The sequence below is a fragment of the Candidatus Mesenet endosymbiont of Agriotes lineatus genome (assembly GCF_964019585.1).
Taxonomy (GTDB): domain Bacteria; phylum Pseudomonadota; class Alphaproteobacteria; order Rickettsiales; family Anaplasmataceae; genus Mesenet.
Genome location: NZ_OZ026454.1, coordinates 978,763 through 995,943 on the forward strand (window position 1 = coordinate 978,763; position 17,181 = coordinate 995,943).

16 protein-coding genes are annotated in these 17,181 nt (G+C 31.7%); 4 read left to right on the forward strand and 12 right to left on the reverse strand.

What is annotated here, in order from left to right; all coding sequences use genetic code 11:
- Positions 1 to 362 precede the first annotated feature (362 nt).
- The 3 genes from AACL19_RS04610 to AACL19_RS04620 form a co-directional block, all read right to left on the reverse strand.
- Positions 363 to 1,601 carry a hypothetical protein gene (locus AACL19_RS04610; protein WP_339045338.1) on the reverse strand — a complete coding sequence of 413 codons (1,239 nt, stop codon included), beginning with the start codon at positions 1,599 to 1,601 and terminating at the stop codon, positions 363 to 365.
- A complete protein-coding gene (locus tag AACL19_RS04615) occupies positions 1,574 to 3,331 on the reverse strand; it encodes a hypothetical protein (RefSeq protein WP_339045339.1) in 1,758 nt (585 codons plus the stop codon). The genes AACL19_RS04610 and AACL19_RS04615 overlap by 28 nt, the downstream gene beginning before the upstream one ends.
- 252 nt (positions 3,332 to 3,583) lie before the next feature.
- The gene (locus AACL19_RS04620; protein ID WP_339045340.1) at positions 3,584 to 4,657 is read right to left on the reverse strand and encodes a 5-(carboxyamino)imidazole ribonucleotide synthase; all 1,074 of its coding nucleotides are present in this window, start codon (positions 4,655 to 4,657) and stop codon (positions 3,584 to 3,586) included.
- A 78-nt stretch (positions 4,658 to 4,735) separates the two neighbouring features.
- Here AACL19_RS04620 and apaG point away from each other — a divergent pair, with 78 nt between their 5' ends.
- Positions 4,736 to 5,146, forward strand: coding sequence for a Co2+/Mg2+ efflux protein ApaG (gene apaG, locus AACL19_RS04625; RefSeq protein ID WP_339045341.1), 411 nt, complete (start codon positions 4,736 to 4,738; stop codon positions 5,144 to 5,146).
- A gap of 32 nt (positions 5,147 to 5,178) precedes the next feature.
- Here the strand turns inward: apaG and AACL19_RS04630 are convergent, their stop codons facing one another.
- Entirely contained in the window at positions 5,179 to 5,514 is a 336-nt protein-coding gene (locus AACL19_RS04630; RefSeq protein WP_339045342.1) for a dihydroneopterin aldolase, read from the reverse strand.
- Between the two features lie 41 nt (positions 5,515 to 5,555).
- Here AACL19_RS04630 and AACL19_RS04635 point away from each other — a divergent pair, with 41 nt between their 5' ends.
- On the forward strand, positions 5,556 to 6,149 hold the full coding sequence (locus AACL19_RS04635; RefSeq protein WP_339045343.1) for an RDD family protein: 594 nt from the start codon (positions 5,556 to 5,558) through the stop codon (positions 6,147 to 6,149).
- A 437-nt stretch (positions 6,150 to 6,586) separates the two neighbouring features.
- Here AACL19_RS04635 and AACL19_RS04640 read toward each other — a convergent pair whose 3' ends face one another.
- Positions 6,587 to 7,276, reverse strand: coding sequence for a hypothetical protein (locus tag AACL19_RS04640; RefSeq protein WP_339045344.1), 690 nt, complete (start codon positions 7,274 to 7,276; stop codon positions 6,587 to 6,589).
- A gap of 208 nt (positions 7,277 to 7,484) precedes the next feature.
- On the opposite strand from AACL19_RS04640, the gene AACL19_RS04645 reads away from it, so the two are divergent.
- Complete coding sequence (locus AACL19_RS04645; protein WP_339045345.1) at positions 7,485 to 7,853, forward strand: ankyrin repeat domain-containing protein; 369 nt, start codon at positions 7,485 to 7,487, stop codon at positions 7,851 to 7,853.
- Positions 7,854 to 8,236: 383 nt separating this feature from the next.
- On the opposite strand, the gene rsmH is transcribed toward AACL19_RS04645, so the two are convergent.
- Together rsmH and AACL19_RS04655 are read right to left on the reverse strand one after the other, a co-directional pair.
- Positions 8,237 to 9,124, reverse strand: coding sequence for a 16S rRNA (cytosine(1402)-N(4))-methyltransferase RsmH (gene rsmH, locus AACL19_RS04650; RefSeq protein WP_339045346.1), 888 nt, complete (start codon positions 9,122 to 9,124; stop codon positions 8,237 to 8,239).
- Positions 9,125 to 9,176: 52 nt separating this feature from the next.
- Positions 9,177 to 9,725, reverse strand: a complete 549-nt coding sequence (locus AACL19_RS04655; protein WP_339045347.1) for a nicotinate-nicotinamide nucleotide adenylyltransferase — start codon at positions 9,723 to 9,725, stop codon at positions 9,177 to 9,179.
- A gap of 116 nt (positions 9,726 to 9,841) precedes the next feature.
- Between AACL19_RS04655 and AACL19_RS04660 the strand changes: the two genes are divergently transcribed.
- Entirely contained in the window at positions 9,842 to 10,411 is a 570-nt protein-coding gene (locus AACL19_RS04660) for a hypothetical protein (RefSeq protein WP_339045348.1), read from the forward strand.
- Positions 10,412 to 10,501: 90 nt separating this feature from the next.
- On the opposite strand, the gene AACL19_RS04665 is transcribed toward AACL19_RS04660, so the two are convergent.
- The 5 genes from AACL19_RS04665 to AACL19_RS04685 form a co-directional block, all read right to left on the reverse strand.
- Positions 10,502 to 13,060, reverse strand: coding sequence for an AsmA-like C-terminal region-containing protein (locus tag AACL19_RS04665; protein ID WP_339045349.1), 2,559 nt, complete (start codon positions 13,058 to 13,060; stop codon positions 10,502 to 10,504).
- 111 nt (positions 13,061 to 13,171) lie between these two features.
- Positions 13,172 to 14,506 carry a dihydroorotase gene (locus AACL19_RS04670; protein ID WP_339045350.1) on the reverse strand — a complete coding sequence of 445 codons (1,335 nt, stop codon included), beginning with the start codon at positions 14,504 to 14,506 and terminating at the stop codon, positions 13,172 to 13,174.
- Positions 14,507 to 14,706: 200 nt separating this feature from the next.
- Positions 14,707 to 15,330, reverse strand: coding sequence for an ankyrin repeat domain-containing protein (locus AACL19_RS04675; protein ID WP_339045351.1), 624 nt, complete (start codon positions 15,328 to 15,330; stop codon positions 14,707 to 14,709).
- Between the two features lie 21 nt (positions 15,331 to 15,351).
- Positions 15,352 to 16,179 carry an ankyrin repeat domain-containing protein gene (locus AACL19_RS04680; protein WP_339045352.1) on the reverse strand — a complete coding sequence of 276 codons (828 nt, stop codon included), beginning with the start codon at positions 16,177 to 16,179 and terminating at the stop codon, positions 15,352 to 15,354.
- Positions 16,180 to 16,352: 173 nt separating this feature from the next.
- Entirely contained in the window at positions 16,353 to 17,159 is an 807-nt protein-coding gene (locus tag AACL19_RS04685) for an ankyrin repeat domain-containing protein (RefSeq protein ID WP_339045353.1), read from the reverse strand.
- Positions 17,160 to 17,181: the final 22 nt, after the last annotated feature.

The following is a 17,181-nucleotide window of genomic DNA, read 5'->3' on the forward strand; positions in this document are numbered from 1 at the left end:
TTACTTTATAAGCTTTAACTCATACCACCAGCTTTAGCTGGTTGTAATTGATCATGTTTTTGCAGGTAATATAGTTGTTTTGAATTAACTATAGGCTTGAAAAGTATTTTAGCGCACCAGATTTTCCTAAATCTGAACTTTTTGAACCATGTATTATGCAAAGTATTAAAAGAATGAAACTTGAATAATAACTCTTCTAACCTTCTTTAAGATTTGGGATAAAGTTATTAGACTTGCCATTATCACCTTTTATATGCTTTCTTCTGTTTATTCCTTATAAGAAATAATTTTTTACCTTTAATGCTTTATAATTTTATATTTAGATCTTTACTTGAATGTTTTCTTTCATTGTCAGTCAAATTTTAAGTTAAACTTTGCTGATTAAAAGCCTCTACCAATTGTTCTACCTCATGTAAATTGCTTGATACTACTGAATCCTGTAAACTATATCGTGTTGTCACATTAGCCATACTTAGCAACTTATCCAAGCAGAGTGAGGACAATGTGGGTAATGGTATTTCCCATAGCTCTGCTCCAGTATTACACAACATATCATAAATAGCACTGTCTATATGTTCTTTGTACACTTCTGGAACTGCTATTATATTTCTCATCTGCTTTAACACAGCCTTTCTTATGCTTTCCACAGCAAATAAATCCTTTCCATTATGCCATTTTATTAGGTTCCTTTCATACAATGATAATATTTGTGGGCTTGATGCTATACATTGATACTGACAAAGTACATGAACTAGATCATTGGTGTCCAAGTGTGGTGTAAGTTTTGACATTAGTGCTAAAAATTTTGGCTGATCTTCCAGTCCCCTTAATCCCCCTTGGTTTTGTAAAAACCGCCATATGGACATTTTAATTGCTGATCCCATGACATTTTCATCGACATCCAATATTATTTCTAATAATTGTTGATGACTTACTATTTTTGTTAAAACTTCTTCATTATCAAATATTCTCTCAACAAGAGATAACATTATCGCACTTTCGTGTGAAGCTATTTTTATAAAAAGATCTAGATGATTATCTACACTATCTGCTAATACTTCACTGGAGAACATGCCTTGAATGAGGTATATAGCAGTATTAGTATTGAATTTTATTAATTTTATAAAACTTTGTAGATGATTCTTACAAGTTATCATCTCTTTGGTTTCAAAAATACTACTAAGAAGTGCCACACTTGATGCGCTGTTATGAAGTACTATATCAGTAAAAATTTTTTCATTGCTCTTTACGCAATCTAAAAATACTTCATTAATCAGCATCAAATGAAGTAGGGCAAATGTTATAAAATTATCGTGTTGTAACATTTTAAAAAATATATTTAAATTCCGTTCAACTAAGGTTATACGTTCTTCACTATATAGAAGGTTAGCAATAAAATGCCCTGAGATTTCTTTATCATGTTCTATAAATCTTAGAAAAAATGTAAGATTATCTTTTATAAAGAAAATACCTTCTACCCCTACATCAAGTATATATTGGGTAAGTGCCAAAGCAACTAGGTTATTACGTAGTATAATCTGTTTTAATAATTCTAAATTATCTCTAATTAATTTTAAATGTGTTTCACTTGCCGACAGCATAAATTCAACATTTTTATAGCCGCTAGACTATTATATTGTATAATGGCCATAAATAGGTCCTGATTTCGACAAATTATGCTCATATTCACTTTTTGATTTTGCAGTATAAGATAGATCAATATTGAAGAGGTTACAGTATCGTGTTGTGCCATAGTTATAAAAAATTGCTTATTACTCTTTGCTAAAGTCATAAAATTTTTATCTTGATGCATGCATTTTACAATTACATCCGCTCCCATAGACTTTTCTTTTATTAAGCTTATAAAAAAATTTGCATTTTCCTGTACTAATTCGTAAAATTCCTGATCTGTCCCTGCTAACCTTGCTAGTGTTTGAGTTGCTATGCTTCCATTTTGCGCGTTATTTATTAAATCATGCAAATCTTTGCTCCACATTTTTGCAGATTTTTGTGCAAACAATTCTGCAACTTCAATTATTGCTTGTACATTATCAAATTTGATTATATTTATAAAATCATCTAGACTGTTTTGTATATACTGTATAATTCTTATGTCTTCAGCTATGTATTGTATTAACTTACCTGCTGCAGTAGTGTTATAGTTAATTATTTTTTTAAAAACTTCTAAGTTTTCCACTACCATTTCTAGGCATTCTTCATTTACAACCATATTAGAAATAAGCTCTAAAGAGGAAGGGGTTTTGTACTGAAGAACATCTATAAAGCACTTTAAATATCTTGTAGTATGTATAATATTTGGAACGTGAGTTATATATTCCATAATCAAAGCTGCATGGGTGTGCTCATGCTGTGTAATCTCTAGTAAACTGCCTATTTGATCTTCTATCCTTTCTATATTAGAAGCATTATTTTCTAACATCCTCTCTACAAATATTGAGGCTGCAACTGTTCCTTGTCTCATGAATTGTTTTATAATCTCAAAGTTTTTACATATATTCTCCATCAATTCTGGATTTTTTTCTTTGAATAAAATCTTTATGAGTTTAGCCATTATCGTATCTTCATATTGAATCAGGTGTTCAAAAAGATGGAAATGCTGGAGTGTATAATCAATATTTTCCTTATCCTCCAATAAGCATGAAGTAAAAGTCCTTGTTGCCCAAGTGTCATATGACATTATAGTATCAAAAATAACAGTGTTATTTTGTATGTACATTACATGACTTTGATCATCACTTGCAATTAAACGTTTAGTTAAAATGACAGCTGACTCATTATGATATTTTATTATCTGCATTATTGGATTGTCTTGATCTTTTATGTTCAATATCAATTCTTGATAATCAAGAACATAATTAATATATTCTACAGCAGCTTTAGTACCATTACATATGATTTTTAAAACAAAATCTAGATTATCTATTATAAACTTTGCAAGTGCCTCATCATCTCTATTCTGATATTTAATCAATGCTAATGCTACTATATTTTTGTTGAAAATGTGATCAATTAAAGCTAATACAGGCTTATTATCATATCTTATTATAGATAAAAAAACCCCCGATTTATTTTTTACATCCATTATGGATAAATTACTATCTAGTACATACTGAAGAAATACTAATGGCACTTGACTATCACATTCATAATCGCAATTAAGGATAGTTTCTAAAAATTCTATATTATCTATATGCTCAATAATTTTTTTACTATAATTTACTTGGTCATAGCCTATAATTCCAACTATTTGTATGTATCGGTTGAACAGACTTATAATATCATCTATACTATATCTATCTTGCAGAGTCATAATAGCTTCTAAATTGGAGAGCATAATACCGAAGGTAAAATGAGAATCATCTGTGGAATGTTTATAACTATATAATATCTCTATAATTTGTTGTTTTGAATATTGTGTGGGACACAACATTAACTTTCCTTTGTTAATGAAATGATGATTATATACTAATATTAGTATTAATCAACGATAAGATCTTTGTTCCTTAAGTAGTACTATTATTTTTTCTGAAAGAAAGTCTAAAAATAAATCCAATTTTAAAATTTATGTATTTATGATATTTACATGCCCCATTTTACGTCTTCCTTTTGCTTGCTCTTTACCATATATAGTAAGACTAGCATTTGGATTACTTAAATAGTGAAAACAGTTATTGATATCAGTACCAAGTATATTCTTTGTTGTACAAGGAAAGTGCAGTTTGACTTCTTGTAGTGGAAATCCACAAATTGCTCTTACCAACTGTTCAAATTGACTAACATTGCAAGCATCTAAGCTCCAATGTCCAGAATTGTGAGGCCTTGGAGCAATTTCATTAACAAGTAAACTGCCGTCTTTAGTTATGAAAAATTCTACTGCTAAAATTCCTACCAATTCAAGCTCAGATACAATTTTTTCTACAATTTTTTGTGCTTGTTTAGTTAAACAAGAGTCAATTTTTGCAGTCACTACTGACCTATCAAGTATTCCATTTACATGAAAATTTTCTGCTATTGGAAAAAATGAGGTATTTTTGTCTTTGTCCCTTGCAACAATAAGAGAGATTTCCTTTTGTATATCAACCAATTCTTCTAATATATATTCTTTTTCCCAATTCAATAAGTTATAAAGGTTTTGTACGTCAGAATCAGATTGAATTACATATTGCCCCTTACCATCATAGCCCATTTCGGCTTCTTTTAGTATAAGAGGAAAATTTGAATTTTTAATACTCTCCTGCAACTCTGTATAATTAGAAATAGACCAATATTTAGGTACCTGTATTTTTAGTTCTTCCATAAATCCCTTTTCTCTCAGTCTATTCTGAGCAATATATAGCGACTTTTTACCTGGATAAATACTTGTATATTGGAGCAAAATATCAATAGCGCTGCACGGTATATTCTCAAACTCTAAAGTTACTAAATCAACATTTTTAGCAAATGAAATTAGAGCATCTTTATCAGTAAAATCAGCAATTGTTAAATTGCTAGTTATATGGCTTGCAGGACTATCTTTATCATCGGTAAAAACATGTGTTTTTATACCAAATTTTGCTGCAGCACCAGCTATCATTTTACCTAATTGTCCTCCACCCATTATGCCAATAATAAACTGCTTAGCTCGATCTAAGTACATTTGATTTACCCATAACAATTGAAATTTCATATAAAATGTAATAACATTGTTATGTAGAATCTATAAAAAAATATTACCATGTCCTTAAAGCTGCAATACTCATGTATTACCAATGAAATTAGGGTTACAGTACAACCACCATTCTATGTCGATGAAAAATCCACGCCGCATAAAGACCGTTACGCTTGGTTTTATGGCATAAAGATCAAAAACAATGGATGTTTAACAGTTCAGCTCTTAAAACGTTATTGGAAGCTTATAGATTACACTGGAAAGATCAATGAAATCAGTGAGGTTGGAGTGATGGGGGAGCAACCTATTCTAAAACCAGGTGAAGTTTTTGAATATATAAGTGGAACATATTTAAATGCACCTTCTGGAATAATGCAAGGGAAGTACGAGTTTATATCCGATAACTCTAAGCTTTTTGAAGTAAAGATACCTTTATTTTCTTTAGATAGCCCTTATATGAGCAACAGACCACATTAATAAAGTTAAAAAGTAATGATTAATTTATAAAACTATTTTTCTATAATTACTGAAACTTCCCCTACCCCATCAAGTGCCGATGGTTTGAGAATTTGCAGGTAGCAATGCAATATTTTATTGTTCAGCATAATGTAATCTAGTAATTTTTGTGCCATTTCTTCAAGAAAATTATATTCGCAACCTTGAGTAAAGGATTTTATATCTTGACTAAATTCATAATAATCAATCATTGGTGCGTTCATATTTGCTGCATCTACGTTTATTGATATAATGACGGTAATTAGTAATTTTTGAGTGATAACCTTCTCCCAGTTATAACACCCAATCTTTGCATATACAGGTAAATTCTTTATTCGTATTTTTTGCAAAATAATATATATAAATAGAATTTAAAACTTAGTTTTTACATATGTTCAAGTTTTTTTTTAATCAGTTTCTGTTATTTGCACCCAAAGAAAAAAAAGATGACAGAGGAATATGTTACGTTGTTGGGCTTAGACGCTATACAACTGTATTCCTTGATTTATTAATATTACTCTTGCTTTTATACGCAACTAGTTATGGTTTTAATTACTTATTTGCTGGTAGAAACGATAAAGAGGTGCTTAAAGTAATGAAAAAATACTCAATGCAAGTACCCTTAACTCAAGAAGAGGTAATAATTAAAGATAAACAAATAAAGTTAGTTTTGATAAATCAGCTAGTTCAACTTTCTGTACTTTTTGTATATATCATATTGATGTGGGTTAAATTTGCTGCAACTCCTGCAAAGTTGCTATTTGGGTTTAGAATTGTAGATGAGGTGACACTGCAGAAAATTACGCTTGGGCAAGCAATTAAAAGGCTTTTTTCCTCTGCACTCTCAGCTACTCATTTGTTTCTTGGTTTTATATGGGCAAATTTTGATAAACGTGGCCGGGCGTGGCATGATAGAATTGCTGGCACTGTAGTAGTTACCAGCAAAAGTTTACGTGATTATTATAGGTCTAAGAATATAGTTTAAAACATTAATTTAGCGTAAATTTATATTAAGCCCATTTTCTTGGAGATTAGAAACCGTTCTTGTCACCACTGGACCTGGATTTCTTGTACTACAAAGACTTGAATCCCTACTTCTTCTCTTCTGAGCAGCTCCACCTTGCGTTTCTAACAAGGTAGTTTCTATGCAATCAAGTTCAATAGTTGTCTGTTTTGATAGATTTTTTCTTGGAGCTGCAACAGGCCTTGCTGCATAAGTAGTTTTGTTTCTTTCTGATATTAATTCAGCTTCTCTAACATTCTTTGTACATGTTTCATCTATCTCTTGCCATTCACTATCACTATTATCAGGACTACCTTCAACTTGAGCTCGTGCTACAATTTTCTCAATAGTTTTATCTAGATCTAATTCATTGGGGTTACTGTATATAGTTTCAGTAGAGTCTTGACGTTCAGCTGTTTTTAAAGTTTTTTTTTATTCCCTGTATTTTCCACTCCCTCTACTTTACTTAAGAGTAGGCCAGTACTATTTTGGCGAGCCATATGTTCTTGGTGAGCTGCTTGAGAGGCATCATCATATCTACTATCCCAACTTATACTCTTATCTTTAGAGTAATGATGCATAAGGCCGGAAATGGCAAAAACAATAAATGAACTTGCTATGAAACAAAGCAAAAGACCACCGCTTCCGCCTATCCAAGCACCATTACTGCTAAAACCAAAAGTTTCTCTAACCAAAGATAGAAAAGGGCTATCCTGTCCATTAATGGCACTGGTGATAAACGTGCAAGCCAAGGAAGTAACACTAATTGCAAGTGCTGCAGCAAATACCTTACCACTTATTGATGCTACCTTACGATTACTAATTTTAACTGCTTCTTTTAAGCTATCGCTTCTTTTATTAGAATATTTAAACACCCCATAAGATATAACTAGCATTAGCGAAGCAGCGGCAAAAGCAGCTGAAAACAGCATAAACATGCTTAAATTTCTGTTAAATTTAAAACCATAAATGGTGCTGTCAATAATGCAGTAACTAAGTGTGGCAAGTGTAGCAATAGTAGATGCAGCGAAAAACTTTGAACTGTATGACACAATTTCTTTTTTTCTTATTGGTGGATATTTAGCTAATATTTCTTCTAAGGTATGCATATTCAACTCATGAAATAATAATGACTTTTACATTATCACTAAATAGTTAATACTATGATAATCCCAAAAATAGAATTTGATAGATTTCATTCTCGTTTAAATTGAGAATAAAGCATTATCCAACAGCATACTCAAAATAGCAAAATTATCGATTGACATCATTAAGTATCATAATATGATACTTTTAGTATATTAGGGGGTAGTCACTATGTTATTACCTCATGAACAATTAACATCTGCGGCTAGGAGTGGCAACATAGAAGGAGTGCAGTCTTTACTAAATCAAGGAATAAGTGTTAATGCTCCAAATATATATGGAGAGACACCTTTACACTTCATTGCTCGTAGTGGAAAGAAAAATATGGCACAGTTATTTTTAGATAGAAAAGCATCTGTTAATATTAAGGATTGTGACCAACATACACCCTTACACTACGCTGCTGAGTATGGAAATGAAGAGGTAGCAATGTTATTTTTAAAGTATGGTGCAGATATCGAAGCTCGGGATATGTACGGAGGAACTCCTTTACTTACAGCTGTTTATTATAAGCAAAGAAACAGACTTACTTTTAAATAATGGCGCAAATGTCAATGCTATATGCAATACTGGAAGGAATATTTTAGAGAAGGCCATATTTGATGAGAGAGTAGATCCAATAATAGTCACGCTTCTTTTAAAAAATGGAGCAAAAGTTAGTAAAGAATTGATAGAAAATTGTGTAATATATGATGAAATCAAAGAGTGTTATGAGAAATTAAGCACATTGTTAGCTGAAGTTTCGTTAGAGAAAACTTCTATTCAAGATCAGGATATTACATAGATCTAAATCAATATAAATGGGAAATTTCTCATCTACGCATTTTATAGAATTCTATTTTTGTAATTCACTCAAAAAAGGAATATTTACTGATATCAAGGCAAGTCACTGTTTTTCAAATTTTGCTTATATTTACAAAAAACTATAGCCTGGTAATAGCCCTAAGTTTTGCTGAACGTGCACGTGGGTTTGTTTGAGTTTCTTCTCTGCTTGGTCTAATTACTTTTTTATTAACAAGGGTAAACTGACTTGGAGTTGGAACAGGAGAATTTTTGCCACATAATTGATTAAAATAGTTCTTAACTATGCGATCTTCTAGTGAATGAAAAGAAACAACTATGAGTCTACCACCTGTATTTAAAATTTCAGATGCAGCTTTAAGTCCTTTTTCTAATTCACCTAGCTCATCATTTACCCATATCCTAATGGCTTGAAATGTTCTCGTTGCTGCATCAATTTTTCCTCTTGGGATAACAGAGCGAATGATATTAGCTAGCTCTAAAGTACTTTTTATTGGCTTTTTTCGACGTGCATTTACTATTGCTTTTGCAATTCTGCGAGAACAGCGCTCCCCACTATATTTATATATCGTATCTGCAATTTCCTTCTCCCCAAGCGTACTTACAAATGTTTCAGCATTAATATAATCTAAAGACTGGTCCATCCTCATATCAAGAGGGCCGTCATGCATAAATGAAAAACCTCTCTCTCCATCTGCAAGCTGCATTGAAGACACTCCTATATCAAAAATAACCCCATCAACGTAATTAGTGTTGCTTTGTGCAAGTAGTTCTTTCATCTTACTAAACTTACCCGTAAAAAGTTGAAGCTTTTGTGGATACGCAGAATTTAACTCATCAAAAAAAGTATGTACGCTCTTATCTCTATCGATTGCATATACTTTACTGTCTGCTAGCTGTAGTACCTTCCTACTGTATCCACCAGAGCCAAATGTTGCATCAACATAGATCCCATTATCCTTTGGTGTTAAGATTGACATCACTTCTTCTAGTAAAACTGGCTTATGCATATAGGTTTTCTTTATTTTATTAAAAAGGTTTTATTTGTTTACGTTTAATATGTCAAAACCTTATCATTGATGAAGATATGGGATTAACTTTTGTTCTGATAATGCTCCAACCGAAAAGACGACCTAATAGTAACTTTGGATTCCTAACGTAAAAAGACGAAAAGCAACTAACAAAAGGACATCTAATTTCTTTATATAATTTACCACGCTCAAAAATTGCAATTGGCAACATCGTGCAGAACTCTTTCCATCTATACCATCTATGTATGGAAGTTAAATTATCTGAACCCATAATCCATATGAAGTTTATATATGGAAATCCTTGTTTCAGTAGCACTATCATATTATAGCTGTAACTCTTTTTTACCGTTTTTTCTATATCGATAACGCGAATTTTACTGCTGAATTTGGATATACTTTTGGCAAGATTTACTCTACTTGTCATACTACTGCTTTGTTCTTTTAGTGGATTTTGTTTTGCAACCACCCACCATACACAATCTAAACCAATTGTCTTTATTGCTTTGGTTGAAATGTAAAGATGACCAAAGTGGGGAGGATCAAACGTTCCACCAAGCAAGCCAATATTTAATTTTTTCATGACTTTAAATATAAAGTAATAAGTTAGTATTATAAACTAATACTATCTAAGCCATAAATTATTGATTTTTTTAAAGTTTAATGTTACACTTAAAGTAAGTTATTTTTTAGTAGATTATGACTAAATTAGAAGAAAATAATAAGTATGTTAAAGTCTCTGATTGTTTCAACAATCCAAATGATAGCAGATGGAAAAAATTCAAAAGATGGGCTTCAGAATCAATGGAGAAATTACCAGGTTTTGTTCAAGATGTAACTGGAATAGACCTTAATGATCCACTTAAGTCATTAAAAGAAAAATTTGGTGGTAACAAGGAAAAAAGTAAAATACCTGAAAGCGATAGTAAAATCGTGGGTAATTTTGTTCCTTCTTCAAATATGTTGATCGGTGGGCTAGTTGGCTTATCTACATTATCAATGTTAGCTTTTTTTAGCCCTGCCGTATTTCTTTTAGTAGTACCATCTATAATAGGTGTGGTAAAGATTAAGGGACTAATTTCAAGTGACGAGGGAAAAGAAGGCACAATACATAATCCAATTAGAAGTGGAAGTAAAGATTATACTCAGCCTGGAACTAAAACTATTACTTGTAATGATGAAATGATTACCAATAATCCTAATCACGCTAGCAAAATCAAAGGCGAACGCAATAAAGGAAATGTTACTTCTATAAGAGGAAGGGGGTAAGATTTTCAATGATCTGACCTTTTTGCGTACACTTCTTATAAATTCCCATTTTTTAATCACTTTTTAGTTTTTTACTTTTAATTCGAAGATTTAATTATTGTTTTTTATTATAGAATATAAATCATCAATATTAAAATTAACCTTTGGTTGCCATATTGGTCCCGTTAAGTTCAAGTCTATATATACTGGATTACTTTTTTCTGGTGGTATAAAAAAGAGCCTCAAACAGGAGATGGTTGTAAATTGAAGCAGAGATATGTTTGAGGAAACTGATCCACTTGCGTTATTTATCATAAACTGTAGGCTTGTTGAGCAGATACCATTTTGAATCTTTGCACTACCATCTATTGTAGTGAAAGAGGTATTGCCACTATATAAAGAAACCTGTGTTAGTGAAGCTATATCTGATTTGCTTTTACTCTTCAGTAAGTTAACAATAAAAGAATCTAAATCCACACCAACAAAATTAATTCCTCTTGCTGCAATACTTACCTTGCCAACTGCTTTACTAACCCACTCATACACACTTTTACCTTCAGTTTTTACACTACCACTTATGCTGATATTACCAGTAAAATTGTCAATATCTAGAAGTTTTGCAATATAGCTTATATCTAAATTAGCTATTGAAAATGATGAGACCAAAGAGGGCTGAGATCCAGTACCAATGTTGCCCTGAAAAACTGCATATCCACCTGCTACTTTATATTCGAATAGCTTTACACTAATTAAACCATCCTTTAAAATAGTATTTAATTTAAAATCTTTTAAAATGTTAGATTTAGTCTTAAATTCTTTAATATCAATATTTATGTTACCATTGAATTCATTTAGTTTAAAAAAATCAAAGTCATAATGTGACCAAATAATTTTCATTGTTTCATTTCTTGTTTTTAAAGCTTTTGTTTTTATGATCAAGTTAGGAAATTCAATAAAAGCACTACTGAACTCTTTACCACTTAAATTTATTTTTAATGTTGGTTTTATTGTTTTAAAATCTGTTATTATTTGCACATTACCACTTATATCAACGTTATCTCCAATTAAATTAATATCACTTATAGATAAGTTATCCTTAATGGTATTAACTAGAAAACTAATTTTTTTCACTTGATTGTTTTTTAATATTAAATTATTAATACTAGTTTTAAATTTTATATCGAATTTGGTATCTCTTAACCACTGCATAGGTAACTTACCTTTCTCTATTTCAGTAGGAAAGTTAAGGCTATATTTATTAAGATTAATATCATTTACATCTATTTTACCATCAATAATATTTATCTTTTTATTGTATTTTATGCTTACTTCTCCGTGTAGATTGCCTTCATCCATTAACATTTTAACATTCGAGATCATAAATATTCGTGGTGCAACATATAAATAACCACTAAACTTAAATTTGTTATTCTCATTTTTAAGGTCATCTTTTATTGAAATAGGAAATAACCATTCAGATAATGAGTCCATGTCCTGTCCCTGTGCTGAAAGTATTCCTTTGAAGCTAGATATTACCTTGTTACTGCTTATCTCACCAGTAACACCCATGCTGTTATCACTACCCGGCAAAACAAGAGTGAGATTTATATCTGCCTTACCATTATGTACACCAGTTTTAAGTTCGATATTGCTTAAAATTTTACCATTATACTTTACTTCTTGGGCTTTAATTATGGAATTAGCATTTATATAATCTGGAATTATTAACCTAAAATTTTCCAATATGCTATTCAACCTATCATGATTAACTTCCCGTTGATTAAAAAACAAATAATCTATATCTATTTTTTCAAGCTTTATTCCCACATTGTATGTATTGTTTCGATTATAAGCAACTTCACCATTCCCTTTTATAACTTCAGAATTAAATCTCAAGTTATAGATTTTCAGTTCATCATTGTTTACGTGTATATCCGATGTTAGTTCAAAAGCTCGATCTGCTGTTTGTTTGCCAGCTTCAGTGCCACTTATAACACTAAGTAAATTATTTGCTTTTGCTGTTAGTTTTCCTTTGAAGGCATTTTGATCTTGCTTCCCTACTAACGCTATATTTAGGAAATTTGAGCTTATCTTTGCATCTACTTGATATGTATTGTGCTTTACAAGATCCATGCTTGCATTTAAATTATAATTATTTTGTCTTAAAATAAACGTAGATGTTATTTTTCTGTTAGCTTTTGTACCTTTAAAAATAGCTGTTTTGATACGTATTTTGTCTTTTTTTCCTACATTGACATCACTATTTATAATCGATACACTTTTAATGTTATTTCCTGTTTTGGTCACTTTATATAGGTTTTGTATATCAGTGATTAAACCATGTATAGTTACTTTTTTTGGACTTGGTGCAAATTTGACTAGAGATAAAAAGGATGGCTTAAATTCTAATTTCTCTATGATAGTAGATTTTGACGACAGATAACTCTCACTTTCATGCTTAATATACAAATCATGTATAATCATCTTTATTGGAATAAATGAAACTTCAACACTACCATTGATATTTACTTGAGTACCATATGTTTCCTTTAGCTTCTGTTCTATATAGCTTTTATACTTATTATTCCAATTAATAAAACTAGGTGCAGCGTACAACAAGAATGAAAGAGCTAGAACACCAGCTACTGTAGCATAACGCAATATCTTCACAGAACACCCTAACTTAAATTTTAATATTAACCTAAAGTGACTAAAATTTAGTTTCCAGTACAATGCAAAGGTAAGCATTTATAGTACTAAATTTTTACTCAAAAGGAATATCTATTTCAGTATATACACAGTTTTACCAGATATCACAGTACGAACTGCACGCCCCCTTACTTTTCTCTTATCAAAAGGAGAATTTTTTGATTTACTTGCAAATTTACCGATATCAATTTCCCAGCTATGCTCTAAATCAACAAAAGTTAAATCAGCTACAAAATTCTTTTTTATTCGTCCTCTTGGCACATGTATAATATCTGCAGGCTTATAGGTTAGTTTTCCTAACACATCCAATAAATCTAGATCATGGTCATAGTATAATTCAAGTGCTAATGGTACAAGAGTTTCAAGTCCTACAATACCAAAAGCAGAATCGCTTAATGGTAAATCTTTAGAACCTGCATCGTGTGGTGCGTGATCGGTTGCTATGCAATCAATTATACCAGTTTTTAATCCCTCTATCATAGCTAAGCGATCCTCTTCTGACCTTAATGGAGGATTCATTTTTGCCATTGAGCTATGATCTCTAACGTCATTTTCAGTTAAAGTAAAATGATGAGGGGCAACTTCACAAGTTATATTTATTCCTCTTTTTTTTGCATCGGCAATTGCTCTTAGCGAATCTTTAGATGAAACATGTAGAACATGATAATGAGCATTAGGAATATCTTTCATAAGCAAAATATCACGGCTAACCATCACTGCCTCAGAAACGCTTGGAATTCCTGTAATTCCCAGCTCTTCAGAAACTATTCCCTCATTTATGCAACCACCTGCAGATAAATTTAAATCCTCTGCATGCTGAGCAATAGGAACATTTAGCATAGATGAATACTTAAGCGCCTGCCTCATTATATGAGCATTCATAACAGGTAGTCCATCATCAGTAAAACCAACAGCTCCAGCTTCCTTAAGCAATGCCATTTCAGTTAACTTATTTCCAGATTTTGTAATTGCTGCGTAAAACTCAACATTAACATGAGAGGTCTCAAATGCTCTATACTTTAAGTACCTAGCAAGTATTAGATTATCAATGGGTGGAATGGTATTTGGTTGACAAACTACGGTGGTTACACCGCCTGCAGCAGCAGATTTACTGCCAGTATATATAGTTTCTTTATGCTCCTGCCCCGGCTCACGAAAATGCACATGAATATCAACAATTCCTGGCATCAGCACAAGGCCATCACAATCTATCACTTCATCAACACCGCTTGGCACACCACCTGCAAATAAAGACTCGCCAAAATCAGCAATAATCTTACCTTCAGTTAGAAGTGAGCCATAAATATCAAGTTTAGATTCAGGATCAATTATACGAGTATTTATATACGCAACTTTATACCCTTCTTTTTGACCATTCCCTAACAAAAACCAAGACTGCTCTAACATAAAACTAAATAATTCATGTATAAATTATATGAAATCATAGCTTTACTACAAATATTATTGCAATGACTAGTTGTTTTTATGCTGGATTAGCAAAGCTGGGTTACTTGCACAAATACAAATCTATATAAGCAGTGAACCTAAATGCACTGCTTATATATAATAAAGCTTGAGTTTTAAAGAGGAGTGGTTGCAATTAATATTTATTTCTGAAGCTTCGAAATTTGACCAAGCGAAGGTGCATTCATAACAGTTGATGGACCATCAGTGGAAAACATCTTCTTGTAAACATAAGCAAGTACATAACTTACAAACATTAACAACCCACTTCCATTAGTACTTAATAAGCTACTTGCGTTATTAGAGATACCATTTTCTGCATCACTTCCTAAAAGCAAAGAGGTGGAATTAGTGATATTCCCCAAATTTTGACGCAAATGTGATAACATCATCGGAGTAGTGTCAGGTATCCCACTACTTCTCATATCAATAATACCGTTATTTCTGTTAGAGTTAGTAATTTCCTCAAGAAAACTTTCTATTGTTGTCATCTGCTCTGTTGTACTATTTTTTGCTTGCTCACGAGCAGCTTCTTCTAGCAATGTAACCATTTCTTCATTGCCTTCTTCAGAAGCAACCTGTAGTAGGGTATTACCAGAATTATCTTTGGCATTAATATCTGCACCATTACTGATCAGCAACTTAGCAATATCTACATTGTTTTTATATATAGCAACATATAAAGGCGTATGACCATTTTTGTCCTTAGCGTTAACATCTGCACCTTTGCTTATTAGCAACTTAACAGAATCTATACTGTTACCCATACTGTTTCCAGATATAATAAATTATAACGGTGTATAATCATTGAAAAACTTAGCGTTAACATCTGCTCCATTGTCTATTAAAAGTTCAATTATATCTTTATTGCTCCCATGGTATAATGTGGCGTAATATAATAGACCTTTACCGCGATCACCTTTATGGTCAACCTCTGCACCATTGTTTATCAATAACTTAACAATATCTGCATTATTTCCTTCTACAGCAACACGTAATGGTGTCTTCTTACTATTGTTCTCAACATTAACATCTGCTCCCTTACTTATCAGTAGCTCAGCAACATCTATATTGCCTTTTTCCACAGCAATATGTAGTGGTGTATAACCATTGAAAGTCTTAACATTAACATCTGCTCCATTGTCTATTAAAAGTTCAATTATATCTTTATCATTATCATGTTCTATTGCATAATATAAGGGAGTGATTTTTCCACTATCCCTAGAGTCGATCTCTGCACCATTGTTTATCAACAGTCTAACAATATCTGGATTATTTTCTCGTACAGCAAAGTGTAGTGGTGTGTCAAGGAGACTGTCCTTAGCGTTAACATCTGCCCCTTTCTCAATTAATAAGCTAATGATATCCCTACTCAACGGTGGATTATCAGTGCAGTCTTGTCCAGAACTACAAGAACAATATATTGAAACCGCACAGTGTAGTGGCGTCCGGTCTGAGAGTCTTATTACATCACTACCCTTCGCATTAACATTTGCTCCTGTCGCTATAAGTAATTCAACATTTTCCTTACTTCGATCTATGAAACTCTCCCTAAAAAGGTTATAACAATAAGCGTCATCAGTTTTAAGTCTTTCCTCATCAATCCAAGTAGTCATAATACCCCCCATAACAAAATCATTCTAAATATAGAATAGATAGAAAAAATTTTTTTTGTCAATATAAGACCATTTTATCATGAGATTTATCTATGCAAATTTATATGAATACAAATCTATATAACTAAATGCATTGCTTATATACATTTGATTTTAAAGAGGAGTGGTTGCAATTAATATTTATTGCTGAAACTTCGAAATTGATCATGCGATGATGTGTCAACAACAGTTGATGGATTAGAAAACATTTTTCTGTAAGCATAAGCGCATATGTAACCTATAAACATTAACAATCCATTAACACTTGATAAGCTACTTGCTTGACTAAAGGTACCATTTTCTGCATTACCCCCTAAAAGTAGAAGGCTTGTGGTATTTTTTGAGCCTTGGTAGAGATATTGTGGTATCACTGTAGTAATGTTTGGTATTATAGTAGTTTCACTGCCTCTCAAATCAACAATCCCATCTTTTGTATTGGAAGTTATCATATCTTCCACACTACTTATTATAGTTCTATTGTGATCTACTCCTTCTAACAATTCAGTAATGTTTTTGTAATTTTCATTATTAGAGTATTTTTTACGAGCAATACCTAATGGAGTGTTCCCCAGATTACCAACAACGTTAACATCTGCTTTTTCATCTAACAGTATTTTAGCGATTTCAACTCTATTATAAAAAACAGCAAGATGAAGCGGTCTCATACCTTTTTTAGCTTGAATTTCTAAATTTGCCCCTAAATTTAACAGTAATCGAACAATACTAGGTTTATTATGAAAAATAGCATAATGTAATAAAGACCAATTGTCATGTTCATCGTCTTGAATGTTAACATCTATACAATGTGCATCACAATTATAATCTTCATCATAATAGTAATCACAACTGCCACAAGTGCCATCCTCATTATTTACATAATACTTAACATCTTCTTCATTACCAAGCTCTATGGCATCAAGTAATTTTTTGTTAATTGGCATAACTCTCCCTCTCTCATACCAG